This window comes from Streptomyces sp. MJM8645 (assembly GCF_001625365.1).
GTDB lineage: Bacteria > Actinomycetota > Actinomycetes > Streptomycetales > Streptomycetaceae > Kitasatospora.
On record NZ_LJJF01000001.1, the window covers coordinates 3,346,514 to 3,370,700 of the forward strand.

At 72.3% G+C, this 24,187-nt stretch carries 25 protein-coding genes; 6 read left to right on the forward strand and 19 right to left on the reverse strand.

Annotation, left to right across the window (positions count from 1 at the left end):
• Positions 1-11: 11 nt before the first annotated feature.
• The 6 genes from A6F73_RS14200 to A6F73_RS14225 all read right to left on the reverse strand — a co-directional run bounded on the left by A6F73_RS14200 (position 12) and on the right by A6F73_RS14225 (position 5,619).
• Entirely contained in the window at positions 12-1,388 is a 1,377-nt protein-coding gene (locus A6F73_RS14200) for an NADH-quinone oxidoreductase subunit D (RefSeq protein ID WP_063348145.1), read from the reverse strand.
• Entirely contained in the window at positions 1,388-2,101 is a 714-nt protein-coding gene (locus tag A6F73_RS14205; RefSeq protein ID WP_063348146.1) for an NADH-quinone oxidoreductase subunit C, read from the reverse strand. The genes A6F73_RS14200 and A6F73_RS14205 overlap by 1 nt, the downstream gene beginning before the upstream one ends.
• Entirely contained in the window at positions 2,098-2,652 is a 555-nt protein-coding gene (locus A6F73_RS14210; RefSeq protein ID WP_063348147.1) for an NADH-quinone oxidoreductase subunit B, read from the reverse strand. The genes A6F73_RS14205 and A6F73_RS14210 overlap by 4 nt, the downstream gene beginning before the upstream one ends.
• A gap of 100 nt (positions 2,653-2,752) precedes the next feature.
• A complete protein-coding gene (locus A6F73_RS14215; protein WP_030060100.1) occupies positions 2,753-3,112 on the reverse strand; it encodes an NADH-quinone oxidoreductase subunit A in 360 nt (119 codons plus the stop codon).
• Positions 3,113-3,817: 705 nt separating this feature from the next.
• Positions 3,818-4,498: a response regulator transcription factor gene (locus A6F73_RS14220; protein ID WP_063348148.1), complete on the reverse strand. Its 681-nt coding sequence runs from the start codon at positions 4,496-4,498 to the stop codon at positions 3,818-3,820.
• Positions 4,495-5,619: a histidine kinase gene (locus tag A6F73_RS14225; protein WP_063348149.1), complete on the reverse strand. Its 1,125-nt coding sequence runs from the start codon at positions 5,617-5,619 to the stop codon at positions 4,495-4,497. Before A6F73_RS14225 ends, A6F73_RS14220 begins: the two co-directional genes overlap by 4 nt.
• A 193-nt stretch (positions 5,620-5,812) precedes the next feature.
• On the opposite strand from A6F73_RS14225, the gene A6F73_RS14230 reads away from it, so the two are divergent.
• Positions 5,813-6,367, forward strand: a complete 555-nt coding sequence (locus A6F73_RS14230) for a hypothetical protein (RefSeq protein WP_063348150.1) — start codon at positions 5,813-5,815, stop codon at positions 6,365-6,367.
• Positions 6,368-6,380: 13 nt separating this feature from the next.
• Here the strand turns inward: A6F73_RS14230 and A6F73_RS14235 are convergent, their stop codons facing one another.
• Together A6F73_RS14235 and A6F73_RS14240 are read right to left on the reverse strand one after the other, a co-directional pair.
• Entirely contained in the window at positions 6,381-7,409 is a 1,029-nt protein-coding gene (locus tag A6F73_RS14235; protein WP_107452885.1) for a DMT family transporter, read from the reverse strand.
• Positions 7,410-7,639: 230 nt separating this feature from the next.
• On the reverse strand, positions 7,640-8,305 hold the full coding sequence (locus A6F73_RS14240; protein WP_208869079.1) for a CatB-related O-acetyltransferase: 666 nt from the start codon (positions 8,303-8,305) through the stop codon (positions 7,640-7,642).
• Positions 8,306-8,399: 94 nt separating this feature from the next.
• Here A6F73_RS14240 and A6F73_RS14245 point away from each other — a divergent pair, with 94 nt between their 5' ends.
• The 3 genes from A6F73_RS14245 (at position 8,400) to A6F73_RS14255 (ending at position 10,376) form a co-directional block, all read left to right on the forward strand.
• Entirely contained in the window at positions 8,400-9,083 is a 684-nt protein-coding gene (locus A6F73_RS14245) for a TetR/AcrR family transcriptional regulator (protein WP_279634902.1), read from the forward strand.
• Between the two features lie 85 nt (positions 9,084-9,168).
• Positions 9,169-9,867, forward strand: coding sequence for a peptidylprolyl isomerase (locus A6F73_RS14250; RefSeq protein ID WP_244293386.1), 699 nt, complete (start codon positions 9,169-9,171; stop codon positions 9,865-9,867).
• Positions 9,868-10,013: 146 nt separating this feature from the next.
• A complete protein-coding gene (locus A6F73_RS14255) occupies positions 10,014-10,376 on the forward strand; it encodes a MazG-like family protein (protein ID WP_063348152.1) in 363 nt (120 codons plus the stop codon).
• Between the two features lie 34 nt (positions 10,377-10,410).
• Here A6F73_RS14255 and A6F73_RS14260 read toward each other — a convergent pair whose 3' ends face one another.
• From A6F73_RS14260 to A6F73_RS14285, 6 genes are all read right to left on the reverse strand, one after another.
• Positions 10,411-11,700, reverse strand: coding sequence for a geranylgeranyl reductase family protein (locus A6F73_RS14260; protein WP_063351195.1), 1,290 nt, complete (start codon positions 11,698-11,700; stop codon positions 10,411-10,413).
• A gap of 134 nt (positions 11,701-11,834) precedes the next feature.
• Complete coding sequence (locus A6F73_RS14265; protein ID WP_063348153.1) at positions 11,835-12,530, reverse strand: demethylmenaquinone methyltransferase; 696 nt, start codon at positions 12,528-12,530, stop codon at positions 11,835-11,837.
• A gap of 212 nt (positions 12,531-12,742) precedes the next feature.
• Complete coding sequence (locus tag A6F73_RS14270) at positions 12,743-13,330, reverse strand: hypothetical protein (protein WP_159398455.1); 588 nt, start codon at positions 13,328-13,330, stop codon at positions 12,743-12,745.
• A 247-nt stretch (positions 13,331-13,577) separates the two neighbouring features.
• The gene (locus A6F73_RS14275; protein WP_063348155.1) at positions 13,578-14,312 is read right to left on the reverse strand and encodes a hypothetical protein; all 735 of its coding nucleotides are present in this window, start codon (positions 14,310-14,312) and stop codon (positions 13,578-13,580) included.
• 16 nt (positions 14,313-14,328) lie between these two features.
• Positions 14,329-15,549: a cyclic dehypoxanthinyl futalosine synthase gene (gene mqnC / locus A6F73_RS14280; protein WP_063348156.1), complete on the reverse strand. Its 1,221-nt coding sequence runs from the start codon at positions 15,547-15,549 to the stop codon at positions 14,329-14,331.
• Positions 15,550-15,755: 206 nt separating this feature from the next.
• Positions 15,756-16,658 carry a menaquinone biosynthesis protein gene (locus A6F73_RS14285; RefSeq protein ID WP_063348157.1) on the reverse strand — a complete coding sequence of 301 codons (903 nt, stop codon included), beginning with the start codon at positions 16,656-16,658 and terminating at the stop codon, positions 15,756-15,758.
• Positions 16,659-17,026: 368 nt separating this feature from the next.
• On the opposite strand from A6F73_RS14285, the gene A6F73_RS14290 reads away from it, so the two are divergent.
• Positions 17,027-17,230: a cold-shock protein gene (locus tag A6F73_RS14290; protein ID WP_052580872.1), complete on the forward strand. Its 204-nt coding sequence runs from the start codon at positions 17,027-17,029 to the stop codon at positions 17,228-17,230.
• 290 nt (positions 17,231-17,520) lie between these two features.
• On the opposite strand, the gene A6F73_RS14295 is transcribed toward A6F73_RS14290, so the two are convergent.
• A complete protein-coding gene (locus A6F73_RS14295; RefSeq protein WP_063348158.1) occupies positions 17,521-18,867 on the reverse strand; it encodes a dicarboxylate/amino acid:cation symporter in 1,347 nt (448 codons plus the stop codon).
• A gap of 423 nt (positions 18,868-19,290) precedes the next feature.
• On the opposite strand from A6F73_RS14295, the gene A6F73_RS14300 reads away from it, so the two are divergent.
• Entirely contained in the window at positions 19,291-20,508 is a 1,218-nt protein-coding gene (locus tag A6F73_RS14300; RefSeq protein WP_063348159.1) for an MFS transporter, read from the forward strand.
• A gap of 73 nt (positions 20,509-20,581) precedes the next feature.
• Here the strand turns inward: A6F73_RS14300 and A6F73_RS14305 are convergent, their stop codons facing one another.
• The 4 genes from A6F73_RS14305 to A6F73_RS14320 all read right to left on the reverse strand — a co-directional run bounded on the left by A6F73_RS14305 (position 20,582) and on the right by A6F73_RS14320 (position 24,104).
• Positions 20,582-21,772 carry a LacI family DNA-binding transcriptional regulator gene (locus A6F73_RS14305; RefSeq protein WP_107452886.1) on the reverse strand — a complete coding sequence of 397 codons (1,191 nt, stop codon included), beginning with the start codon at positions 21,770-21,772 and terminating at the stop codon, positions 20,582-20,584.
• A 29-nt stretch (positions 21,773-21,801) separates the two neighbouring features.
• Positions 21,802-22,146 (reverse strand): DUF4229 domain-containing protein, encoded by a 345-nt coding sequence (locus tag A6F73_RS14310; protein ID WP_063348160.1) that lies wholly within the window; start codon positions 22,144-22,146, stop codon positions 21,802-21,804.
• Between the two features lie 137 nt (positions 22,147-22,283).
• Positions 22,284-22,811, reverse strand: a complete 528-nt coding sequence (locus A6F73_RS14315) for a GNAT family N-acetyltransferase (RefSeq protein ID WP_063348161.1) — start codon at positions 22,809-22,811, stop codon at positions 22,284-22,286.
• A 45-nt stretch (positions 22,812-22,856) separates the two neighbouring features.
• Entirely contained in the window at positions 22,857-24,104 is a 1,248-nt protein-coding gene (locus A6F73_RS14320) for an MFS transporter (protein ID WP_244293628.1), read from the reverse strand.
• Positions 24,105-24,187: the final 83 nt, after the last annotated feature.

The following is a 24,187-nucleotide window of genomic DNA, read 5'->3' on the forward strand; positions in this document are numbered from 1 at the left end:
CTGAACGTCTGTCACCGGTCCACGCCTCCCATCACCGGGTCGATCCCGGCCACCGCGACGATCACGTCGGCGACCTGGCCGCCCTCGCACATCGCCGCCATCGACTGCAGATTGGTGAACGACGGGTCCCGGAAATGGACCCGGTACGGGCGCGTCCCGCCGTCGCTGACCACGTGCACGCCCAGCTCGCCCTTGGGCGACTCGACCGCCGCGTACGCCTGGCCGACCGGGACCCGGAAGCCCTCGGTGACCAGCTTGAAGTGGTGGATCAGGGCCTCCATCGAGGTGCCCATGATCTTGCGGATGTGGTCGAGCGAGTTGCCCATCCCGTCCGGTCCGACGGCGAGTTGGGCGGGCCAGGCGATCTTCTTGTCGGCCACCATCACCGGGCCCGGCCGCAGCCGGTCCAGGCACTGCTCGACGATCCCCAGCGACTGCCGCATCTCCTCCAGGCGGATCAGGAAGCGGCCGTAGGAATCGGCGCTGTCCGCGATCGCGACCTCGAAGTCGTAGTCCTGGTAGCCGCAGTACGGGTCGGTCTTGCGCAGGTCGTGCGGCAGGCCGGTGGCGCGCAGGATCGGGCCGGTGGCGCCGAGGGCCAGGCAGCCGGGCAGGTCGAGGAAGCCGACGTCGACCAGGCGGGCCTTGAACACCGGGTTCCCGGTGGCGAGTTTGTCGTACTCGTGCATCCGGGAGCGCAGGGTCTTCACGCACTCGCGGATCTGGTCGACGGCGCCGGGCGGCAGGTCCTGGGCGAGGCCGCCGGGGCGCACGTACGCGTGGTTCATGCGCAGGCCGGTGACCAGCTCGAAGACGTCCAGGATCAGCTCGCGGTCGCGGAAGCCGTAGATCATCAGGGTGGTGGAGCCGATCTCCATGCCGCCGGTGGCCAGGCAGACCAGGTGCGAGGCGATCCGGTTGAGCTCCATCATCAGCACCCGGATCACGGTGGCCCGGTCCGGGATGTCGTCGGTGATGCCGAGCAGCTTCTCGACGGCCAGGCAGTACGCGGTCTCGTTGAACAGCGGGGTCAGGTAGTCCATCCGGGTCACAAAGGTGGTGCCCTGGACCCAGTTGCGGAACTCCATGTTCTTCTCGATGCCGGTGTGGAGGTAGCCGATGCCGCAACGGGCCTCCTTCACCGTCTCGCCGTCGATCTCCAGGATCAGCCGCAGCACGCCGTGGGTGGACGGGTGCTGGGGGCCCATGTTGACGATGATGCGCTCGTCGTCGGCCCGGCCGACCGCCTCGACCACCTCGCCCCAGTCGCCGCCGGTGACCGTGAAGACCCGGCCCTCGGTGGTCTCCCGGGCCTCTGCCTGCTCGGCTCCTTCGTGGGGACGAGTCCCTTCGTCGTGCCGAGCCTCTTCGTCGTGCCGAGTACTCATCAGCTGTACGACCTCCGCTGGTCGGGAGCCGGGATCTGGGCGCCCTTGTACTCGACGGGGATGCCGCCGAGCGGGTAGTCCTTGCGCTGCGGGTGGCCCAGCCAGTCGTCCGGCATCATGATCCGGGTGAGCGCCGGGTGGCCGTCGAAGACCAGGCCGAAGAAGTCGTAGGCCTCGCGCTCGTGCCAGTCGTTGGTCGGGTAGACGCTCACCACGGAGGGGATGCGCGGGTCGGCGTCCGGCGCGGTGACCTCCACCCGGATCAGCCGTCCGTGGGTGATCGACCGCAGGTGGTAGACCGCGTGCAGCTCGCGGCCCTTGTCGTCGGGGTAGTGCACGCCGCTCACGCCCAGGCACAGCTCGAAACGCAGCGCCGGGTCGTCGCGCAGGGTGCGGGCGGTCCGGAGCAGGTGGGCGCGGTCGATGTGGAAGGTGAGCTCGCCGCGGTCGACAACGGTCTTCTCGATCACCTCGGCCGGGTCCAGGCCCTGCTCCTCCAGGGCACCCTCCAGCTCGTCGGCGACCTCGTCGAACCAGCCGCCGTACGGCCGTTCGCTCGGGCCGGGCAGCACGATCGGCGCGGCCAGGCCGCCGAAGCCGGAGGTGTCACCGCTGCCCAGGGCGCCGAACATGCCCTGCCGGCGGCCGACCACCTCGACCGGGATCTCGCGGACCGGGTGCTCGCGACGCGTCTCGGGTACCTGCTCGTTCATCGCAGCAGCCCCCGCATCTCGCTGACCGGGGTGGCCTTGAGGGCGAGCGCCTCGCCGAGCTCCTCGGCCCGGATCCGGTTCGCGCCCAGCGGCTCGTGCTGGATCTTGTCGTGCAGCTTCAGGATGGCGTCCATCAGCATCTCCGGGCGGGGCGGGCAACCGGGCAGGTAGATGTCCACCGGGACGATGTGGTCGACGCCCTGCACGATCGCGTAGTTGTTGAACATCCCGCCCGAGGAGGCGCAGACGCCCATCGAGATGACCCACTTCGGGTTGGCCATCTGGTCGTACACCTGGCGCAGCACCGGGGCCATCTTCTGACTCACCCGACCCGCCACGATCATCAGATCGGCCTGCCGGGGGGAGCCCCGGAACACCTCCATGCCGAACCGGGCCAGGTCGTAGCGGCCGGCACCGGTGGTCATCATCTCGATCGCGCAGCAGGCCAGACCGAAGGTGGCCGGGAAGAGTGACGCCTTGCGCACCCAACCGGCGGCCGTCTCCACGGTCGTGAGCAGAAAGCCGCTCGGCAGCTTCTCCTCGATTCCCATCAGATCCCTCTCAATGCCCTCAAGAAGCCCTCAAGTCCTGTGGTACGTCGGCCCGTTCGGGCTTGTCCGCTCGTTCACAAAGGCGGCGGCCACCCCGCGCTCAGTCCCACTCCAGGCCGCCGCGGCGCCACACGTAGGCGTAGGCGACGAAGACCGTGGCGATGAACAGGAGCATCTCGACCAACCCGAAGATCCCCAGGGCGTCGAAGGTCACCGCCCAGGGATAGAGAAAGACGATCTCGATGTCGAAGACGATGAAGAGCATCGCCGTCAGGTAGTACTTGATCGGGAACCGACCGCCGCCCACGGGCTGCGGGGTCGGCTCGATGCCGCACTCGTACGCCTCCAACTTGGCCCGGTTGTAGCGCTTGGGGCCGGTGAGTGAGGCCATCACGACGGAGCCGACCGCGAACGCCGCCGCGATGGCACCGAGTACGAGGATCGGCGCGTAGGCATTCATAGCCCCCGCTCCCTCCGTCCAGTCGTCCTTGACTGCAGATCGGAACCGGCGAGTCACGCTGAGGTGAACCCGCGTTCCGGTTCCCGGGATCCACCTCATGTGAGGCAGTTCACAAAGCCTGGAACGAGCGCATCCTATGCCCGTCGGCTTGTGATCTGCGACACGCAGTTCAACGTCATCTTTGTGATCTACGCCACGATGGGAATCGTGCCGAATATGAACATGCCCAGAGTTGTCGACACAAAGAAGTCAAATGGTCACAACCAGTCGCATTTACTTGTGAAGCGGCTGGTCAGAGCCGCGCTCCTATATCAACTATGCGTCGACGGGAGCAAATTTCGAGGCGCCATGTTGACGTGTTATAGCGGCTCACTCTGAGGGGTGGCGGGGGGCCGAACGCTCGCTTGACCCTTCGTTCACAAGCGCGCGAAACGGTCCTTGGGGCCCTCCCCCCTCCCCCCCACCCCGCCCGCCGCCCGCCGCCCGCCGCCCGCCGCCCGCCGCCCGCCGCCCGCCCGACCCTCTCCTGCGCTGGGCCATGCCCGGCCCAGCGCGCGGCGCCCCGACCTCCGTGCGCTGCCCTTCCCGCGCCGCCTTCCCTGGGGCCCTTTCCTGGGGGCCCTTCCTCGGGGCCGCTGCCCTCTGCCCTCGCGCCCGCGTCCGGGCTCGCCCCACCGTTCACCGGGGCCGGTTACCGGCTACCGGCTACCGGCCCTGCTCCCAGACCCAGGCCGCGATGCCCACCCGGTTACGGGCACCGAGCTTGCGCTGGACGTTGGCGAGGTGGTTCTTGACCGTCCCCGGCGAGATGAACAGCCCCGCTCCGATCTCGGCGTTCGTCGCGCCGTCTGCCACCTGTTCGGCGATCTCCCTTTCTCTCGCGGTCAGTTCCTCGATCGGGCCGGCTATCGGCGGCGCCGCCGCCGAAGGCCCTGCTCCGGCCGTACGGTCGCTCCCGGGCGCCGTCATGTGCCGCAGCAGCCGGACGGTGACCTGTGGACTGATCAACGCGTCCCCGGCCATCGCCGCCCGCACCGCCTCGATCAGCAGCACTGGCCCCGATCGCTTCAGCAGGAAGCCGGCCGCCCCATGCCGCAGGGCCGTATGCACGTACTCGTCCAGGTCGAAGGTGGTCACCACGATCACCTTGCACTCGCCGGCCAGCTGCCTCGTGACCTCCAAGCCGTCGAGCCTAGGCATTCGAATGTCCGCGAGCACGACGTCCGGTCTAAGCCGTCGGGCCTCCTCCACCGCCGCGGCGCCGTCCGCCACCTCCGCCACCACCGACATGTCCGGCTGAACGTCCAGGATCATCCGGAACGCGGTGCGGACATCGGCCTGGTCGTCCGCGACCAGGATCCGGATCGGCCCTGTGCTGCCGATCATTTCCACCTCTCCCCTGAACTGGTCCTCACCGGAATCACTGGTTTCTCCTGACTCTCCTGTCGTTCCTGCCTCTCCAGCGGCAGTCTCGCCGCCACCCGCCAGGCCTCCCGCTCCTCCGTGCCTGCCGCGAACGTGCCGCCGAGCGCCTCCACTCGGGCCGCCAGCCCCGGCAGTCCGCTGCCGCCGCCACCGCGCGGGCGCCCACCCGCGCCGGGTGCGAGTCCGTCGTTCGTCACGGTCAACTCCAGCCACCCGCCCGCGCGACGGGCACGGACCTCGACCGTCCGGGCGCCCGCAGCGTGCCGCCGAACGTTGGTCAGCGCCTCGACCACGATCCGGTGGACCGTGCCCTCCACCTCCCGGGGGACCGGCCTGTCCGGCAGCTCCAGCCGGACCTCGGCGCCGCCCAAGGCGGTGAACCGTTCTGCCACCTCCGCCAGTTCGGCCAGCCCCTGTTGCGGTCCGCGCCCGCTCCCCTCCTCCGTGCGCAGCAGCTGAACCGTCCGGTCCAACGAGGCCAGGGCTCGCTGCCCGGCCTGTTCTATCCGCTCGAACATCTCGACCGCCCGGGCCGGGTCAGCCGCGGCCAGGTACACCCCGGCCTGAGCCTGGGCGACCATGCCGCTCACGTCGTGCGCCACGAAATCGTGCAGGTCGTGGGCCAGTTCGAGCCGCTGGGAACGCCTGGCCTCGGCCACCGCCCGACACCGCCCCTCGTCCAGGCCGCGCAGGTAGAGCCCGGTCAGGACGGCCGGCAGGGCCAGCATCGACCCGAATCCGAAGAGGGTGAGCACGTCTCCGGGCCCGCCGATCGCCTCGAACCGGGACGGCCAGAGCGCGACCGCGCCGCAAGCCGTCCACGTCGCCAGCGCGCACCGGAGGCCGTCCTCGGCGCGCAGGGCGAGGACCACGGACAGCAGGAGGGCGGCCAGTTCGACCAGGCCGACCAGCCCGGGCCACCGGTCCGACTCCGTCCAGCGGCCGGTGAGCCAGACGGCAACCGTGACCAAGGCCGACATTGCCCCGGCCGTCGCGGTCACGACCGCCATGCCCTGGCGCCTGCGCGCCGCCCGGACCAGCGGAAGCGCGGCCGGGACGATCACCGCCAGCATCTGATTCATCGCCATCTCCTCCCTTCGACTGCCGCCACGTTACGACGCGGCGCAGGTTGCCCGCCTGTGCCGATCGGCATATTTCAGAGGCCTGTTGAGCAGGGAGAACAGCCCGATCGGCAGCTGCCGCTCGCCGCGTGGAACGGCCAGGCTTGAGCCATCGAAGCGGCCGGAGGGCTGGCCGCGAAGGGAGTTCACCACCATGTCAAAGCTCGCGATCAACGCCCGGACCACCACCCGTCCGGCCGTCCCGCCCGCACCACGCTGGGCCGAGTTCGCCGCCAAGGCCACCGTGCTGACCACCGTTCCCTCGGGGCTGTGGCGGATCGCGTTCGGCTTCGGCGTCCCGGTCGGCTTCACGGGTGCCACCGCCGCACGGTACGCCGAGCACCAGCCGGGCTGGGGCACGGTCTACGTCGTGGTGCTGAGCGCCCTGGCCGAAGCGCTGGCCTTCTTGACCGTCGGGCTGGTCCGGCCCTGGGGCCAGCTGGCGCCGCGCTGGATCCCGCTGATCGGCGGCCGGGCGGTGCACCCGCTCGCCGCGATCGTTCCGGGCGCGCTGGGCTCGGCGTTTCTGACCGTGCTCGGGATAACCGCGGCGGTCGGCGGCTGGGGCCGGAACATGGCGGAGCCGGACTCCCCGCACGGTGCCGCCGGCCTGGTAATGACCCTCGCCTACCTGCCGCTGGTGGCATGGGGTCCGCTGCTCGGCGCGGTCACCATCGACTACGCCCGTCGGACGCTGAGTCGCCGGTGACCACCGCAGCGGATCACACCGGAGCCGGCTCCGGGCCCCGCTCCCCGACCCCGGTCGCGGACTCGGACTCGGCAACAACAGATCCAGCGGCCTCGGACTCGACGACCTCGGACTCAGCGGCTTCGGTCTCCCCGCGCCGGACGGGGGCGGGAGCGGTGCGGCGGCCCCACTCGGTGGCGACCACGACCAGGGCTCCGCCGACCAGGGCGAGCGGCCCCATCCGGTTCCCGGCGATGGTGATGCCGAAGACGGCGGCCCACAGCGGTTCGGTGCCGAGCAGCAGACTCACCCGGGACGGCGAGGTGGCGCGGACAGCCCACATCTGAACGAAGAAGGCGAACAGCGTGCACAACAGGGACAGGTGCAGCAACCAGGCCCACTGGCCGGGCCCGTACAAGCGGGCGACGGCCCACGGCGACGGCCCTACGGCTGGTGCGACGGCCGCGAACACGGCGGTCGCGACGGCGAGTTGGACCCAGGTCAGGGCCAGCATGTCGGTTTCGCGGACGGCGCGGACGCGGGCCGTCGCCAGGACGAAGGCCGAGCGAACCAGGGCAGCTCCCAGCACCAGCAGGTCGCCGAGCGAAGGCGGGCGCAGCCCGCCGTCCCCGGTGAGCAGGGCGACGCCGAGCACGGCCAGCGCGGCGGCCGCGAGGAAGGCGCGGGGCGGTGCCGTTCGGCTGAGGACGCTCTCGCCGAGCGGGGTGAGCACCATCGCGAGGCTGATGATCAGCCCGGCATTGGTGGCGGAGGTGTGCACGGCGCCGTACGTCTCCAGCAGGAAGATCCCGCTGAGCACCAACCCCAGTGCACCGCCGCCCAGCCACTCGGCGCGGCTCAGCCTCCGTAGCGCCGGCCAGGCGACCATCCCGAGCAGCGGCAGCACCAGCCCGAACCGCAGGACCAGCATCGCCACGGCCGTCCCGGGCTCCGCCACCCGCTGGACGGCGAGGAAGCTCGACCCCCACACCGCTGCCACCAAGAGAACCGGCAGGTCGCGAAGGGCCGATGAGGACGAAGACATGGACAGGGAGGCACGCATGAGTCAGATCCCTCCGAGCGAACGGAACCGGCGGGGCGCGAGTACCGTACGGCGTCGGACGGACCCTGGAGCTGGGCGAAGGGCACAGCTATCGACGGGGCGGAGCATGGAGCAGGGGAACGCCATCCTCCCGCACCGGCCCACCCGTGATCAACGCCCTGCCGTAACTCGCTGGATCTCCGGAGGGATCCAGCGTCCCCGGGGCCAACGCCTTTCCCAGGCCCGGCAGGTCAGCGGGCGAGCAGGCCGTTCGCCGCGGCGATCTCCTCGATGTCGGCCGGGGTCCCGGACATGATGGCGCGGACGTGCTCGGTGACGAGCTCGACCGGCCAGTCCCACCAGGCCGCACGGAGCAGGCGCTCGACGTCGGCGCCCTCGAAGCGGCGCCGGATCGGCCGGGCCGGGTTGCCGCCGACGATGGTGTACGGCTCGACGTCGGCGGTGACCATCGCACCGGCCGCGATGATCGCGCCGTCACCGATCCGGACGCCGGGCAGGACGGTGGCACCGAAGCCGAACCAGACGTCGTTGCCGATCACGGTGTCGCCCCGGCTGGGCAGGCCGGTCACGAGGTCGAGGGTCCGCTCGGTCCACTCACCGCCGAACATCGTGAACGGGAAGGTGGACACGCCGATGGTCGGGTGGGCGGCGCCGGCCATCAGGAAGCGGGCCCCGGTGGCGATCGCGCAGTACTTGCCGATCACCAGCCGCTCGGGTCCGTAGGCGTAGAGGACGTTGCGCTCCTCGAAGCGGGTGGCCCCCTCGGGGTCATCGAAGTAGGTGTACTCACCGACCTCGATCCGCGGGTCGGTGACGAGCGGGCGCAGCAGGACGACCCGGTCGTGGCCGGCGAGCGGGTGCAGGGCAGTGGGGTCGGGAATGGCGGTGGCGGTCACGCAGGCTCCTCTCGTAACGCGACCAAAGTCGCATTACGATGAGCATGGCACGACCGCCACACCGCAGCAAGCCTTAACGCGACTGGAGTCGACTTTGAACGAGAACGCCCCGGAGCCGACTCACCTCGAAACGACCCACCCAGAGCCCCGCACCCCGACCCCGCGCCCCGGCGGCCGCAGCGCCCGGGTCCGCGAGGGGGTGGTCGCCGCCACGCTCGCCGAGGTCACCGAGAAGGGGTACGACGACCTCACCATCGAGGCGGTCGCGAGCCGCTCCGGCGTCCACAAGGCGACGCTGTACCGGCGGTGGGGCGGAGTGGACGGCCTGGTCGCGGACGCCCTGACCGCCTCGGCCGACCAGCCCTGGCCGCTGCCCGACACCGGCGACCTCCGCGAGGACCTGCGACTGATCACCCAGGAGGTGTTCACCGTCTTCACCGATCCCGACCTGGGGGCCACCCCCACCGCGCTGATCTTCGCCGCCCAGCGCTCCGACACCGGCGCGACCGCCCTGCGCGCCTTCTTCGCCTCCCGTCACCGCCAGGCCGCCGAGGTCGCCGAACGAGCCGTCGCCCGAGGCGAGTTGCCCACCGGAACCGACGGTGCCGAGGTGGTCCGGGCCGCCACCGCCCCGCTCTACTACCGGCTGTTCGTCACCGGCGAGCCGCTGGACGCCCGCACCGCCGAGCGGGCCGCCGACGCCGCCGCACTGGCCGCCCGCACCGGACTGTTCACCCCCGCCCCCCGGGTCAACCCCGTTCCCCCGGAGTCCTCCTGACCCTCCACCCGCCCGACGGGGCCTGAACCCCACCGCTCCCTACCGCCCCCTACCGGATCGCCGCCCCGGCGTGGATGATGGCGCCATGCCAACCCCGCCGTCCACCACCCTTCGGAAGGCCCGTCACGTGAAGCGCGCACCCTGGGCTCTGCTCGCCGTCGCCACCGTCCTCCCGCTCACGGCAAGCACCGGCACCGCCGTCGCGGACACCACGCCGCCCGCGCCCGCCTGCACCTACACGCCCGCGGTGCCAGCCGACAACTTCAAGGGCATCCCGGTCTTCGACGCCAAGAAGGCCGCCCAGCCCTACCGCGCCACCCTGCGCACCAGCCAGGGCGCGATCACCTTCCAGGCGTTGACCGACAAGGCGCCCTGCACCACCTTCTCGTTCCGTTTCCTCGCCGAGCACGACTACTTCGACCACAGCCACTGCCACCGCCTCACCACCCAGCGGCTCTACGTCCTGCAGTGCGGCGACCCGACCGGAACGGGCAGCGGCGGGCCCGGCTACTCCTTCCCGGACGAGAACCTGACCGGCGCCACCTACCCGGCCGGCACAGTGGCGATGGCCAACGCCGGTCCGAACACCAACGGCAGCCAGTTCTTCTTCGTCTGGAAGGACACCAAGCTCTCCCCCGCCTACACCCCGTTCGGCCGGATCACGGCGGGCCTGGACGTCCTGCAGAAGATCGCCGCGGGCGGCGAGGACGACCAGAACAACCCCGGCGACGGCTTCCCCACCCTCCCCGTGAACATCCGCCACGTGAAGATCAGCACCCGCTGACCGGGAGCCCGCCCCTCACCGCCAGCCCCTCACCGTCCACCCCTCACCGCCCGTGCCTCACCGCCAGCCCCCACGCCGTTCCCGTGCGTCGGCAGCGCCTCCCGTACGGTGGCAGCACCAACGGACACCGCACGGGAGCAGCGCGCATGGACAGCCGGATCTGGGAGAGCGTGGACCACCTCGTCGCGTGGCTCGACGAGCAGGGCACGCAGTCGCCCCGGGAGGAGCGCCTGCTGCGGATCCTCAAGCTCTCCGAGGAGGTCGGCGAGGTGGGCGCCGCGGTGATCGGCGCCACCGGCCAGAACCCGCGCAAGGGCGTCACCCACAGCTGGGAGGACGTCCAACACGAGCTCTGCGACGTCGTCTTCACCGCCCTCGTCGCCCTCCGGACGCTCACCCCCGACGCGGCCCGGGTCTTCGCCGACCGCCTCGCCTACGTCGAACAGCGCTCCGCCGCCTCCCGCCGCCCGGCGGACGGGGAGCGGAAGGCGGCGGAGGAGACGCCTTGAGGTCCTGGAAAGGACCAGGGGAAGGCCCAGGCCGCTACGCGTTGGGCGCGACCTTCGCGAGGCCGTTGATGATGCGGTCCATCGCGTCGCCGCCCTGCGGGTCGGTGAGGTTGGCGAGCATCTTGAGGGTGAAGCGCATCAGCATCGGGTGGGTGAGGCCGCGCTGGGTGGCGATCTGCATCACCTTGGGGTTGCCGATGAGCTTCACGAAGGCGCGGCCCATCGTGTAGTAGCCGCCGTAGACGTCCTTGAGGACGCGCGGGTAGCCCTGCAGAGCGCGCTCGCGCCCGGTCTCGGTGACCCGGGCGTGGGCCTGGACGATGACGCCGGCGGCGATCTGGCCGGATTCCATCGCGTAGGCGATGCCCTCGCCGTTGAACGGGTTGACCATGCCGCCCGCGTCGCCGACGAGCAGCAGGCCGCGGGTGTAGTGCGGCTGCCGGTTGAAGGCCATCGGCAGCGCGGCGCCGCGGATCGGGTCGGTCATGTTCTCGGGGGTGTAGCCCCACTCCTCCGGCATGCCGGCGCACCAGGCCTTGAGCACCTCGCGCCAGTCGAGTTCGCCGAACGCGGGCGAGGAGTTGAGGATGCCGAGGCCGACGTTGGAGGTGCCGTCGCCCATGCCGAAGACCCAGCCGTACCCGGGCAGCTGCTTGCGCTGGCCGCCGCGGGTGTCCCACAGCTCCAGCCAGGACTCCAGGTAGTCGTCGTCGTGGCGCGGCGAGGTGAAGTACGTCCGGTAGGCGACGCCCATCGGGCGGTCCTCGCGGCGGTGCAGGCCCATGGCGAGCGAGAGCCGGGTGGAGTTGCCGTCGGCGGCGACCACCAGCGGGGCACGGAAGGTGACCGGCCGCTTCTCGTCGCCGAGCTTGGCGGTGACGCCGACGATCCGGCCGGTGCGCTCGTCCAGGACGGGCCCGCTGACGTTGCAGCGCTCGTAGAGCCGGGCGCCGGCCTTCTCGGCCTGACGGACCAGCAGCTCGTCGAAGTCGGCGCGCTTGCGAACCAGGCCGTAGTCGGGGAAGGCGGACAGCTCGGGCCAGTCCAGCTCCAGCCGGACGCCGCCGCCGATGATGCGCAGGCCCTTGTTGTGCAGCCAGCCGTTCTCGGTGGAGACGTCGATGCCCATGTCCACCAGCTGCTTGGTGGCGCGGGGGGTGAGGCCGTCGCCGCAGACCTTCTCGCGCGGGAACGCGGTCTTCTCCAGCAGCAGCACGTCCAGCCCGGCCTGGGCGAGGTAGTACGCGGTGGTGGACCCGGCCGGACCCGCGCCGACCACGATGACGTCGGCCGTGCTCTCGACCGGGCTGTCCGGCTTCGTCAGATCGGCTGCGGTCTCGGACACGGTGGACACTCTCCTGGAGCTGCGGCTGTGGGGACGGCGGCTTTTGTCTCCGGCAGTCTAGTTCCGTCCCCGCCGCCGGAAACGACCACGCCCCCATCCCGCCGGTGCAGCGGCTACCCGAGCTTGTACGCCCGGTGCAGCGCGACGATGCCGCCGGTGAGGTTGCGCCAGGCGACCTTGGACCAGCCGCTCTCCTGCAGCCGGGCCGCCAGCTCGGGCTGGTCGGGCCAGGACCGGATGGACTCGGCGAGGTACACGTACGCGTCCGGGTTGCTGCTGACCGCGGTGGCGACCGGCGGCAGGGCGCGCATCAGGTACTCGGTGTAGACCGTCCGGAACGGCGTCCAGGTCGGGGTGGAGAACTCGCAGATCACCAGCTTGCCGCCGGGCTTGGTGACGCGCTGCATCTCGCGCAGCGCCGCGTCGGTGTCCTGGACGTTGCGCAGCGCGAAGGAGATCGTCACCGAGTCGAAGGTGCCGTCCGCGAACGGCAGCCGGGTGGCGTCGCCGGCGGTGAGCGGCAGTTCGGGGTGGCGGCGCTTGCCCTCGACGAGCATGCCGACGGAGAAGTCGCACGGGACGACCTGCGCGCCGGCCTCGGCGAAGGGCAGCGAGGAGGTGCCGGTGCCGGCTCCGAGGTCGAGCACGAGGTCCCCCGGTCCGGCGGCCACCGCCTCGGCCACCGCCCGGCGCCAGGCGCGGGCCTGGCCGAGGGACAGCACGTCGTTGGTGCGGTCGTACTTGGCCGCGACGTCGTCGAACATGGCGGCGACTTCGTGCGGCTGCTTGTCCAGAGAGGCTCGGGTCACGCCCCCATTGTTCACCCTGGCGCCGACAGCCCGACCAACGGGGCACGCCGCGGGGCGTCCGCACCCACCACACGGGCCCCGCCGCACAGACCCGTCCACCCGGCACCCGTCGCACGGACGTCGCCGCGCGCCCCCGCCGCCCAGCTCCCCCGCCCAGTTCCCCCGCCCAGCCCACCGGCGCCCCACCCGGCCCACCAGTGCTACGCGCCCCGTCAGTGCTGCGCGCGCCGCCCGCCCGCGCGCCGCCGGCGCCGGGAGCGCTTGCCGTGGGTTATCGCGGGCATCCCGTCGGCCAGCGCCCCGGTCGCCAGCGCGACGGTGGTGGCCAGCCGGCCCTGCCCGGCGCGGACCGCGAGCGCCCGCCGGTGCCGCCGGATACGCAGCACGCAGATCACGAACATCCCGACCGCGACCGGCACGCTGAACCGGGCCAGGCCGACGCCGACCGGCTGCGGGTAGGTGTCGCCGCAGATCCGCACCGCCCCCGGGTCGTCGGCGGCGTGCTCCAGGCAGATCGGGTCGCCGATCCTGGCGCCGTCGGCGAGCGGCAGCGCGGCCGCGGTGTGCGACTGGCCGGACGCCCGGTAGCTGACGGCACTGTAGGAGCCGCCGCCGGTGGGGAGCTGGGTGACGACGCCTTCGACTCTCACGGGGTGGGCGCCGATCCGGTCGGCCTGGTCGGCCTGGCGCCAGCCGAGCAGGCACATGCCGACGGCCAGCACGGCGCTGAGCACGGCGGCGAGGTACCAACCACGGCCCATCCGCGGGGATCGCGGCGGGGGGACGGTCGCGGATCGCATGGTTCCTGTCCTGGCTTGCCTTCGGGGCCTGGGACACGGCCCCGCCACCCGCGGGCACGGGCGGTAGGTGGTGAGGGTACGGAGTGAGCTGTCCGGGATCGTATCCGCTGGCGGGCCCTCAGGTCACGGCGAAGGGGGAATCACCCCACAGGGTGGACAGTGGAGTTCGGCGGCACACGAAGGAAGTGCCGTACGCCGCAAGGAAGTCCGACTACCGGCGAGTACGTCGCCCGGTTCCCGGCCTCGTTCAGCGCCGCCGGTACACCAACCGCCCGCCCAGTACGGCGGCCAGGCAACCGCCCGGCGATGGCTGGGCGAAGCCCTCCCCAACGGCCGGGAACACCGCGAAGTCGGCCCGGCCGCCCGCCGCCACCCGGCCGTGCACGGCCGCCGCGAGCGGCAGCACCGACAGCGGGTCCAGCGGGCCGTCTCCCAGGCCCAGCAGGCAGTCCCCCGCGCCCACCGCACCAGGGCCACCCCCCGCGCCCGGGCCACTCCCCGCCTCAGGGCCACCCCCCGTGCCAGGGCCGCCCCCCGTGCCAGGGCCGCCCGGCAGCGCGACCAGCCCGGAGCGCGCCACGGCCGTGCGCACCGCGGCCCGCTCGAACGGCCCGACCACCGCCGTCACCCCGAACCCGAGCATCCGTTGCAGCCCGCGCCGGGCGCTCGCGCCGCAGCGCCCCTCGTCGGCGGAGCCCGTCAGCCCGTCCGCGACCGGCTCGACGCCGATCTCCTCGCGCGGGTCCGGGTGGTAGGCGTGTTCCAGCAGCCGGTGCCCGTACGGGTTGCGCAGCCCCGGCGTGAGCACCGCGGCGCCCCAGTCCCGCAGTCGCGCCCCCGGGTGCGCGGCGGCCAGTTCCCGGTACGGTCCGACAGCCTCGACGCGGTCACCGCGCACCAGCACCGCCCCGTCCGGGAGGGACGGGGCGGTGGGGTCGGCCGGGTGGGGCAGCACCAGGGCCGCCCGGTGCAGGGTCAGCACAGCGGTGCCCCGGGCCTCAGTTGTCCAGGATCTTCAGCTCGGGGTGCGCGGTGCCGCCCTCGATCGCCGTGGAGGCGATGTGCGAGGCGACCCGCGGGTCCACCGGGTCGTTGGCCGGGTCGTCCAGCACCCGCAGGTGCTCGTACGTGGTCGCGCGCTGCGCCGGGACGCGGTCGGCGGCCCGGATGAGGTGGATCAGCTCGGTGAGGTTGGAGCGGTGCTTGGCACCGGCCGCCGAGACGACGTTCTCCTCCAGCATGACCGAGCCGAGGTCGTCCGCACCGTAGTGCAGCGACAGCTGGCCGGCCTCCTTGCCGGTGGTGAGCCAGGAGCCCTGGATGTGGGCGATGTTGTCGAGGAACAGGCGGGCGATCGCGATCATCCGCAGGTACTCGAAGACGGTGGCCTGCGTCGAGCCCTTCAGGTGGTTGTTCTGCGGCTGGTAGGTGTAGGGGATGAAGGCCCGGAAGCCGCCGGTGCGGTCCTGCACGTCGCGGATCATCCGCAGGTGCTCGATCCGCTCGGCGTTGGTCTCGCCGGTGCCCATCAGCATGGTGGAGGTGGACTCCACGCCGAGGCCGTGCGCGGCCTCCATGATCTCCAGCCAGCGCTCGCCGGACTCCTTGAGCGGGGCGATCGCCTTGCGCGGCCGCGCGGGCAGCAGCTCGGCGCCGGCGCCGGCGAAGGAGTCCAGGCCGGCCCGGTGGATCCGGGTGATGGCCTCCTCGATCGAGACGCCCGAGATCCGGGCCATGTGGTCGACCTCGGAGGCGCCCAGGGAGTGGATCACCAGCTGCGGGAAGTCGGCCTTGATGGCCGAGAACGCGCGCTCGTAGTACTCCACGCCGTAGTCCGGGTGGTGGCCGCCCTGGAACATGATCTGGGTGCCGCCCAGTTCGACGGTCTCGGCGCAGCGGCGCAGGATCTCGTCGAGCTCGCGGGACCAGCCCTTGTCGCTCTTCGGCGGCACGTAGAAGGCGCAGAACTTGCACGCCGTCACGCAGACGTTGGTGTAGTTGATGTTGCGCTCGATGATGTACGTCGCGATGTGCTCGGTACCGGCGTAGCGGCGGCGGCGCACCGCGTCGGCGGCGGAGCCGAGCGCGTGCAGCGGCGCCGAGCGGTACAGCTCCAGCGCCTCCTCCGGGGTGATCCGGCCACCGCCGGCGGCCCGGTCGAGCACGGCCTGCAAATCGGTGCTGGGCGCATCGAGGGTGGTCGCTGCGAGCTCGGTCACCTGGCCGCCTTCTCTCTCTCGGATACTGCAGTTCTCGGCGCTGCCGCCCCCCGGACGACGGGCGTCCGGGTACGGCCGAACCAGCCTACGCCAGGCCTTTCGAGCGTCCGCGTCAGCCCGCTGCCCGTCGGCCCCGGAGCACCTGAGCACCTGAGCACCTGAGCACCTGAGCCGGCGCACCAGCGCACCGGAGCGCCCCGCCGCACTCAGCCGACCGGCAGCGCCGCCGGCTCCAGCAGCCGCACCGCGACGTCCGACGCGAAGCCGCTGTCGTGCGCGACCCGGCGGGCGAACTCGGCGACGCCGGCCAGCTGCCGCTCGCCGAGCGAGAAGTCGAGGGCCTCGCTGAAGTACCGCTCCAGCACGTCCGCGCCGAAGGCCTCCCAGCGGGCGGCCTGTTCGGCGACCTTGGCGGCCTCGACCAGTGAGAGGTCGCGGGACTCCAGGAAGGCCCGGTGCACGGCCGCGGTCAGTTCCGGACGGCGCTCGGCGAACTCGCGGCGCACGGCCCAGACGGCGAAGACGAACGGCAGGCCGGTCCACTCCTTCCACATCTCGCCGAGGTCGTGGACGGTCAGTCCGAGGTCGGCGGCCTGGCCGAGGTAGGCGCGCAGCGCCGGGTCGCCGATCAGGACGGCGGCGTCGGCCTCGGCGAGCATCGAGCTGAGGTCGGGCGGGCAGCTGAAGTAGTCGGGGCGGACGCCCTCGCGTTCCTCCAGCAGCAGCCGGGCGAGCCGGACGGAGGTGCGGCTGGTGGAGCCGAGGGCGACGCGGCGGCCGTCCAGGTCGGCGAGCGGCACCTTGCTGACGATGAGGCAGGACATCACCGGGCCGTCGCTGCCGACCGCGATGTCGGGCAGGACCAGCAGGTCGTCGGCGTTGCGCAGGTACTCCACGCAGGTGATCGGACCGATGTCCAGCGAGCCGTCGACGAGCTGGTCGCTCAGCTTCTCCGGGGTGTCCTTGGTGAGGTCGAGGTCCAGGAGGTTGCCGGTCCTGGCGAGGCCCCAGTAGAGGGGTACGCAGTTCAGGAACTGGATGTGGCCGACGCGAGGCCTGACCGGGGTGTGTTCCTGGGGCTCCCGCGATTGTCCGTCCGGTGCTGCCACTGCGCCGCTCCCTTGTACTGTTCGTGCGCTTTCCCGCAGCGTATGCCTGCTGTTCACAAAGGCCTGCACCGGGCACCCGACACGCGCTCGCGAGGCCTGCGGGACGCGCCTGCGAGGGCCTACGACACGCGTCGTGGGGGCCGCAGTTCACCCCTGGTCGTCACAGCGACCGCATGCTAGCGTTGCCCTCAGTTGCAGTTTGATTCCCCTTGCAGTACTTGAAGCCTGCGGAGCATGTAACCGCGGGCTTTTTGTAGTTTTTCAGCAATATCGAAAAACTTCGGACTCGTCCGGAGGCAGGGCGATCAGCGCAGCGGACCGGGTGCCACACGGTGTGGCCCCGACACGTCCCTCGCAAGGAGAACGGCATGGCCACGGGAACCGTCAAGTGGTTCAACGCTGAGAAGGGCTTCGGCTTCATCGCCCAGGAGGGCGGCGGCCCCGACGTCTTCGTCCACTACTCCGCCATCAACGCGAGCGGCTTCCGCTCGCTGGAGGAGAACCAGGCGGTGAACTTTGACGTCACCCAGGGCCCGAAGGGCCCGCAGGCGGAGAACGTCACCCCCATCTGACCATCTTCTGATGTTCTGATCGCTCGGGACCCCAGCGGGTCCGTCGGCGGCTCCCGACAGCCGTCACCATGAGCACAAGAGCAACACCCAAGGGGGCCCGCCCAACCGGCGGGCCCCCTGCCTTTTCCCCTGGCCTTTCCACCGCCCCTTTCCCCCGGCCGCCGCCCCGGGGAGCAGCACACGAGCCCGCGCCGGTGCCGCCGCCCCCGCGCCCCGCGGCACGCACAAGGGCCCGCTGCCGCACCGGGGAACGGTGCGGCAGCGGGCCCTTGTCGCCGAGCCGGCGGGGATCAGGCGGCCACCGGGGCCGCCTTGTCCGCCTGCGCCGGGACGACGGCCGACGGCGCGTCCTCGTACAGGTCGCCGGAGGGGCGGTTGTAAGCGGCGACGTCGAGGATCTTCTCCCGCGAGGCCACCAGGACCGGCACCAGCACCTGGCCCGCGACGTTGGTCGCGGTGCGCATCATGTCGAGGATCGGGTCGATGGCGAGCAGCAGGCCGACGCCCTCCAGGGGCAGGCCCAGGGTGGAGAGGGTGAGCGTCAGCATGATGATCGCGCCGGTGAGGCCCGCGGTGGCGGCCGAGCCGACGACCGAGACGAAGGCGATCAGCAGGTAGTCCCGGATGCCGAGGTCGATGTTGTAGACCTGGGCGACGAAGATCGCGGCGATCGCCGGGTAGATCGAGGCGCAGCCGTCCATCTTGGTGGTGGCACCGAACGGCACGGAGAAGGACGCGTACTCGCTGGGGACGCCGAGGCGCTCGGTGACGCGGCGGGTGACCGGCAGGGTGCCGACCGAGGAGCGCGAGACGAAGGCCAGCTGGATCGCGGGCCAGGCGCCCTTGAAGAAGTTGACCGGGTTCAGGCCGGCGGCGAACTTGAGCAGCAGCGAGTAGACGACGAACAGCACCAGCGCGCAGCCGACGTAGATGTCGAGGGTCAGCGTGGCGAAGGGCTTGAGCAGGTCCCAGCCGTACTTGGCGACGGACTTGCCGATCAGGCCGAGGGTGCCGAGCGGGGAGAGCCGGATGACCCACCACAGGGCGGTCTGGGTCAGCTCCAGGACGGACTCGCTGAGCTTGAGGACCGGCTCGGCCTTGCTGCCGAGCTTGATGATCGCCGCGCCGACCACGACCGCCATGAAGACGATCTGCAGGACGTTCACCTTGGCGAAGGCGTCGACGATGTTGGTCGGGAAGATCCCGGTCAGGAAGTCGATCCAGGAGCCCTTGGAGTCGAGCGCCTTGAGGCCGTCGGTCTTGAGGTTGGTGCCCTGGCCGGGGTTGGTCAGCAGGCCCAGGCCCAGGCCGACGGCCACCGCGATCAGCGAGGTGATCATGAACCAGAGCAGCGTGCGGGTGGCCAGGCGGGCCGCGTTGGTGACGTTGCGCAGGTTGGCGACGCTCACCACGATCGCGGTGAACACCAGCGGCGGGACGGCCAGCTTGAGCAGCTGGACGAAGATCTTGCCGATGGTCTCCAGGGTGGTGGCCAGCCAGGAGATGTCGGCGGCGCGGGCCAGGTAGCCCAGGCCGACGCCGAGCAGCAGGCCGCCGACGATCTGGACCCAGAACGGGGTCTTGCGGATTCTCGCGAGCACGGACGGCGACGGGGTCGCCTCGGGCGCTGTGGACATGACGGTGCGGCTCCGGGGGAGGGCGTTGCTGACGGTGGGGTGTGACGGAGGAGGCGGCACGGCGCGCGGGCCGGGTGGGGAGGTCCCGGCCCCCGGTCAGGGGCGTGCCGCCGGGATACAGCTCGTGGCGCGACAACGGCGCGGGCTGTCCACAGCACCGGTCAGAGCGCACCGGCGGGCGGCGCCGGGCAGCGAGCCCTGGCCGTTCTTCCGCGATGCGTCTGAGGTGGTCATGGCCGACACATTAGCAGCAAAGGTTTGAGATGTTCAAAGTAGTTGTTTGAGGTTGGGGTGAGATCCGGACACGAACGAAGCTGACGCACCATCAGATCGTCCTCACCGGCCCGATTGACCGCTGAGCGGTTATACGTATAACTTTGACGGCGTCCCCGCCCTCGCCTGCCCAGACCGGAGAAGACGCCGATGGGCTACCTCGCCCTGCTCCGCGCCCCCCACGTCAGCCGCCTGCTCCTCGGCACCCTGCTCGGCCGCCTGCCCGCCGGCATGACCGCCCTGGTGATCGCCCTCGCCCTGCGCGAGGCCGGCGCGCCGTACGGGCGGATCGGACTGGCCACCGCCGCCTACGCGATCTCCGCCGCCGTCGGCGGGCCGGTGCTCGGGCGGATCGTGGACCGCACCGGGCAGCCCCGCGTCCTGCTCGCCTCCGCCGTGCTCGCCGGCGGCGGGTACGCGCTGCTCGCCCTCGCCCCCGGCTCCGGGATCGCCGCCCCGCTCGGCGCCGCGATCGCCGGGCTCGCCATGCCCCCGCTCGAACCCTGCCTGCGCTCGCTCTGGCCGGACGTGGTGGAGGAGGAGCAGCTCGACACCGCCTACGCCTTCGACTCCGCCTCCCAGCAGATCCTCTACGTGGCCGGCCCGCTGGCCGTCGCCGGGATCGCCGGCCTGTTCAGCCCGGTCGCCGCGCTCTGGATGGCCGCCGGACTGGGGCTGGCCGGCGCGCTGATCGTGGCCACCACCGCCCCGGCCCAGGCCTGGCGCGCCCCGGCCCGCGCACACTCCGCCGGGCTGCTCGGCCCGCTGCGCTCCCCCGGCCTGGTGCTGCTGCTGGTCGGACTGGCCGGGGCCGGCTGGGCCGTCGGCGCGCAGAACGTGCTGTTCATCGCCTACGCCGAGCACCACGCCGACGCCCTGCCCGGCGGCGCGGGCACCCTGCTGGCGCTGGCGGCGCTCGGCGGCCTGCTCGGCGCGCTCGCCTACGGCGCGGTGAAGTGGCGCAGCAGCACGGCCACCCGCACCTGGGTCATGGCGCTCGCGATGGCCGCGTCCTACCTGCCGCTGGTGCTGCTGCCCGGGCCGTACCCGATGGCCGCGCTGGCCTTCCTCTCCGGGATCGGGCTGGCGCCGCTGCTGGCGGCGGCGTTCGTGCTGGTCGCCGAGCTGGCGCCGACCGGGACGGTGACCGAGGCGTTCGCCTGGCTGGTGACGCTGTTCGCGACGGGCAACTCGCTCGGCTACGCGGTGTCCGGCAACCTGGCCGAGGACTCGCTGCGGCCGGTGGCGCTGTGCGCGGCGGGCGGGATCGCGCTCGGCGCCCTGCTGCTGTTCGGCGCCCGCCGCTGGTTCCACCCGGTGCCGCCGGCGCCGTCGGTGCAGCCTGTGCAGCCGGTGCCGGTGGGCTGAGGCCCCCCACAGACGACCGCGCCCACCGGGGTCTGGCCGGCGGGCGCGGTCTTTCGTTCTCCCCTACTACTACCTACTGCTTCGCGCCCCGCCCCGGCCCGCCGACCGCCGGCGCGGTGGAGGAGCGCAGCACCAGCGAGGTGGCCAGCGGCAGGACGGGCGCCGCCCGCTCGCCGCGCAGCAGGCCCGCCAGCGCCGCCGCGCCGACCCGGCCCAGCTCCTCGCCGGGCAGGTCGACGGTGGTCAGCGGCGGGGCCAGCAGCGCGGCCACCGCGACGTTGTCCATGCCGACCACCGACAGGTCGGCCGGCACCCTCAGCCCCAGCTCGGCGGCGGCCTGGTACACCCCGGAGGCGACCACGTCGTCGTCGCAGATCACCGCGCGCGGGCGGTCCGGGCGCTCCAGCAGGCGGTGCGCCACCGTCCGCGCGGCCGGCTGGCCCTCGTTCAGGCTCACGCCCAACTCCACGACCTCCAGGTCGAGTTCGGCGGCGACCTGCTCGAACGCGGCCTGCCGCACCCGGAACGTGTACGCGGAGTGGGTGGAGCGCAGCCGCCCGATCCGGCGGTGGCCGAGCCCGGCCAGGTGCTCGACGGCGGCGCGCATCCCGCCCGCCACGTCGAGTTCGACGGTCGGCCGGGCCCGGTCGGTGCCCGGGTCGGCGTCGAGGAAGACGACGGGGGTGTCGGCGGGCAGCTCGCCGAGCTGGCTGTCGTCCGGGGAGCAGATCAGCAGGCCGTCGAAGCGGCTGGTGGTGGCGGCCTCGGCGAGGGTGGCGCTCCCCCAGCCGGAACTGACCACGACCGCCAGGCCGTGCCGGCCGGCCTCCTCGTGGACGCCCTCCAGCACCCGGCCGAAGAACGGGCCGAGGATGTTCGGCACCGCCAGCAGGATCATCCCGCTACGGCCGAGCCGCAGCTGCCGGCCGGCCGCCTGCGGGCGGTAGCCGAGGCTGCGGGCGGCCTCCCGGACCCGCTCCCGGGTGGCGTCGGAGACCCTGCGGCCGGCCTCGGCGCCGGAGAAGACCAGTGAGACGGTGGCTTGGGAGACCCCGGCGAGCCTGGCCACGTCCCGGCCGGTGGGCCGGCGCACCGGGGCCGGCCAGGTCCCGGCCTCCGCCTCGACGGACGACCCCTCGACGGCCGACCCGCGCAACGCGGACGGCCCGGACGGCGGGTCGGCCGGTCCGGGCTCGGAAGCCGCAGAAGCGGAAGCGGGGTCGGGGTCGGAAGCGGAGGCGTCCGAGGCGGCGGAGTCGGGCACGGCGGCTGCGGTCGCGGGTCCGGCCGGGGTCAGCTCTGCCGGACGGCGGCCGTCCGGGCCGCCTCGTCGACGGCGTCCTCCTCGGCGTTCTGCGCGGCGATCCGCTCGGCGGTGCGGCTGCGCAGGCCGGAGACCTTGGTGGTGATCTGGGCGGACATGTCGTCGCGCTGACGGCTCAGCAGCACGTAGCTGAGCGGCGCGGACGCGATCGCGGCCAGCAGGAACAGGAAGATCACGCCGGCCTGGCCACTGACCGGGATGATCTTGAAGTGCCCGAGCAGCAGGGCGACCAGCAGGCAGCCGAGGAAGATGCTGACCCGCAGGGAGGTGTAGCGGAGCGTGGCGTGCGACTTCTCCTGGCCGGTGCTGCTCACGGGACACATCCTTTTCACTGGTCTGGCTTTTCACTGGTCTGGGCGGGGGCCGGTCTCCCAGTGAAGCATGCCTGACGGGCGGCGAGGGGAAGGGGGCGCCCGTCCCCCGCCCGCCGCCGCCCGACCGGACCCGCCGCTCAGCGCAGGTCGAGCCAGAGGGTGATGTCGTCGCGGTCGTCCCCGGGGGCGACCCGGATCGCGGCCGGCACCCGGCCGACCTCCCGGTAGCCGCAGCGGGTGTAGAAGCGCTCCAGGCCCTGGCCGCCGCGCGCGGTCAGCCGCAGGCTCTCCAGGCCCCACTCCCGGGCTATCCGCTCGGCCTCGGCGAGCAGCCGGGCACCGTAGCCGCGGCCCTGGCAGTCGGGGTGCACCATGACCCGCTTGAGCATCCGCCAGTGCTCCATCAGGTCGAAGCGCATCGACTCGAAGAAGAGGACACCGACCAGCCGGCCGGTGTCACTCTCGTGGGCGACCAGCAGCCGGTCCGGGCCGTCCGGCTCGACCCCGGCGAACTGGTGGTCGGCGGTGTCCCAGACCTCGTCCTCCGTCACCGGCGCCACGAAGCCGACCGCGCCGCCGGCGTTGGTGACGTCGGCCCACAGTCGGACGACGGCGGTGCGCAGGTCCGGGTCGAGCTTCGGGTCCAGGGTGAAGGTGAGCGCCATGGTCGCGGAGCCTAGCCGTCCGGTCCGACAGGCCCCCGGCCCGCCCTACGAGAGGGCCGGGACGGGGCGGTCCGGCCGGCTGGTGCGCAGCGCCAGGCAGAGCCCGACGGCGACCACGCACAGGGCGCCGGCGCCGTACCAGGTGAGGTCGTAGTTCCCGAGCGCGTCGCGGGCCAGGCCCGCCAGCCCGGCGACGACGGCCGCGCCGATCTGGTGGCTGGCCAGCACCCAGCCGAAGACGATCGGGGCGTCCCCGCCGAAGTGCCGGCGGCACAGCGCGACGGTCGGCGGCACGGTGGCCACCCAGTCCAGGCCGTAGAAGATGACGAAGGCCAGGATCGGCGGTTGCAGCGAGCCGGCCAGCAGCTGCGGCAGCAGGAGCAGCGAGATCCCGCGCAGCCCGTAGTAGGTGACCAGCAGGATCCGGGAGTCGACCCGGTCGGTGAGCCAGCCGCTGAAGATGGTGCCGACCACGTCGAAGACGCCGATCATGGCGAGCAGGCTGGCCGCGGTGGTCACCGGCATGCCGTGGTCGTGGGCGGCCGGGATGAAGTGGGTGCCGACCAGGCCGGCGGTGGTGGCGCCGCAGATCGCGAAGGAGCCGGACAGCAGCCAGAACGCCCGGCTCCGGGCGGCGTCCCGCAGCACCCGCAGCGAGCGGGTCAGGGCGCGGCCGTCGGCGGCGGGCGCCGGGGGCTCCTCGGTCGCCCCGTACGGGAGCAGGCCGAGGTCGGCGGGCCGCTCGCGCATCAGCAGCAGGACGGGGACGGCGACCGCGCTGGCCGCGAGCGAGACCACGATCACCGCCGAGCGCCAGCCGTGGTGCTCGACCAGCCAGGCGCCGACCGGCAGGAACACCAGGTTTCCCGCTGCCCCGGCGGCGGTCAGCACGCCGGTGACCAGGCCCTGGCGGGCCTGGAACCAGCGGCCGGTGATGGTGGTGGCGAAGGCGCCGGCCATCGAGCCGCTGCCCAGGCCCACCAGCACGCCCCAGCAGAGCACCAGTTGCCAGGGCTCGCGCATCAGCATGGTGAGCCCGGAGCCGACCGAGATGGTCAGCAGCGCGCAGACCACCACCAGGCGCACGCCGAAACGGTCCATCAGGGCGGCGGCGAAGGGGGCGGTGAGGCCGTAGAGGGTCAGGTTGACGGAGGTGGCGCTGGATATCGTCCCGAGCGACCAGCCGAACTCGTTGTGCAGGGCGTCCATCATCAGGCTGGGCGTGGACCGGAAGCCGGCCGAGCCGAGCAGGACCAGCAGCGAGACACCGGCCACCACCCAGGCGTAGTGCACCCGGAAGCGGGCCGGACGGGCGGGGCGGACGGGTCCTTCGGGGGCGGGCGCGGGGGCGGGGGCGAAGGCGTTGCGTTCGGTCA

Excerpts from the sequence above, each read along its gene's own strand:
- A6F73_RS14200 (WP_063348145.1), bottom strand. The coding sequence starts at position 1,388 with ATGAGTACTCGGCACGACGAAGAGGCTCGGCACGACGAAGGGACTCGT.
- A6F73_RS14250 (WP_244293386.1), top strand. The coding sequence starts at position 9,169 with ATGCCAACCCCGCCGTCCACCACCCTTCGGAAGGCCCGTCACGTGAAG.
- A6F73_RS14215 (WP_030060100.1), bottom strand. The coding sequence starts at position 3,112 with ATGAATGCCTACGCGCCGATCCTCGTACTCGGTGCCATCGCGGCGGCG.
- A6F73_RS14225 (WP_063348149.1), bottom strand. The coding sequence starts at position 5,619 with ATGAATCAGATGCTGGCGGTGATCGTCCCGGCCGCGCTTCCGCTGGTC.
- A6F73_RS14235 (WP_107452885.1), bottom strand. The coding sequence starts at position 7,409 with ATGCGTGCCTCCCTGTCCATGTCTTCGTCCTCATCGGCCCTTCGCGAC.
- A6F73_RS14300 (WP_063348159.1), top strand. The coding sequence starts at position 19,291 with ATGGGCTACCTCGCCCTGCTCCGCGCCCCCCACGTCAGCCGCCTGCTC.
- A6F73_RS14210 (WP_063348147.1), bottom strand. The coding sequence starts at position 2,652 with ATGGGAATCGAGGAGAAGCTGCCGAGCGGCTTTCTGCTCACGACCGTG.
- A6F73_RS14290 (WP_052580872.1), top strand. The coding sequence starts at position 17,027 with ATGGCCACGGGAACCGTCAAGTGGTTCAACGCTGAGAAGGGCTTCGGC.
- A6F73_RS14205 (WP_063348146.1), bottom strand. The coding sequence starts at position 2,101 with ATGAACGAGCAGGTACCCGAGACGCGTCGCGAGCACCCGGTCCGCGAG.
- A6F73_RS14230 (WP_063348150.1), top strand. The coding sequence starts at position 5,813 with ATGTCAAAGCTCGCGATCAACGCCCGGACCACCACCCGTCCGGCCGTC.
- A6F73_RS14255 (WP_063348152.1), top strand. The coding sequence starts at position 10,014 with ATGGACAGCCGGATCTGGGAGAGCGTGGACCACCTCGTCGCGTGGCTC.
- A6F73_RS14295 (WP_063348158.1), bottom strand. The coding sequence starts at position 18,867 with ATGTCCACAGCGCCCGAGGCGACCCCGTCGCCGTCCGTGCTCGCGAGA.
- A6F73_RS14220 (WP_063348148.1), bottom strand. The coding sequence starts at position 4,498 with ATGATCGGCAGCACAGGGCCGATCCGGATCCTGGTCGCGGACGACCAG.
- A6F73_RS14270 (WP_159398455.1), bottom strand. The coding sequence starts at position 13,330 with ATGCGATCCGCGACCGTCCCCCCGCCGCGATCCCCGCGGATGGGCCGT.
- A6F73_RS14315 (WP_063348161.1), bottom strand. The coding sequence starts at position 22,811 with ATGGCGCTCACCTTCACCCTGGACCCGAAGCTCGACCCGGACCTGCGC.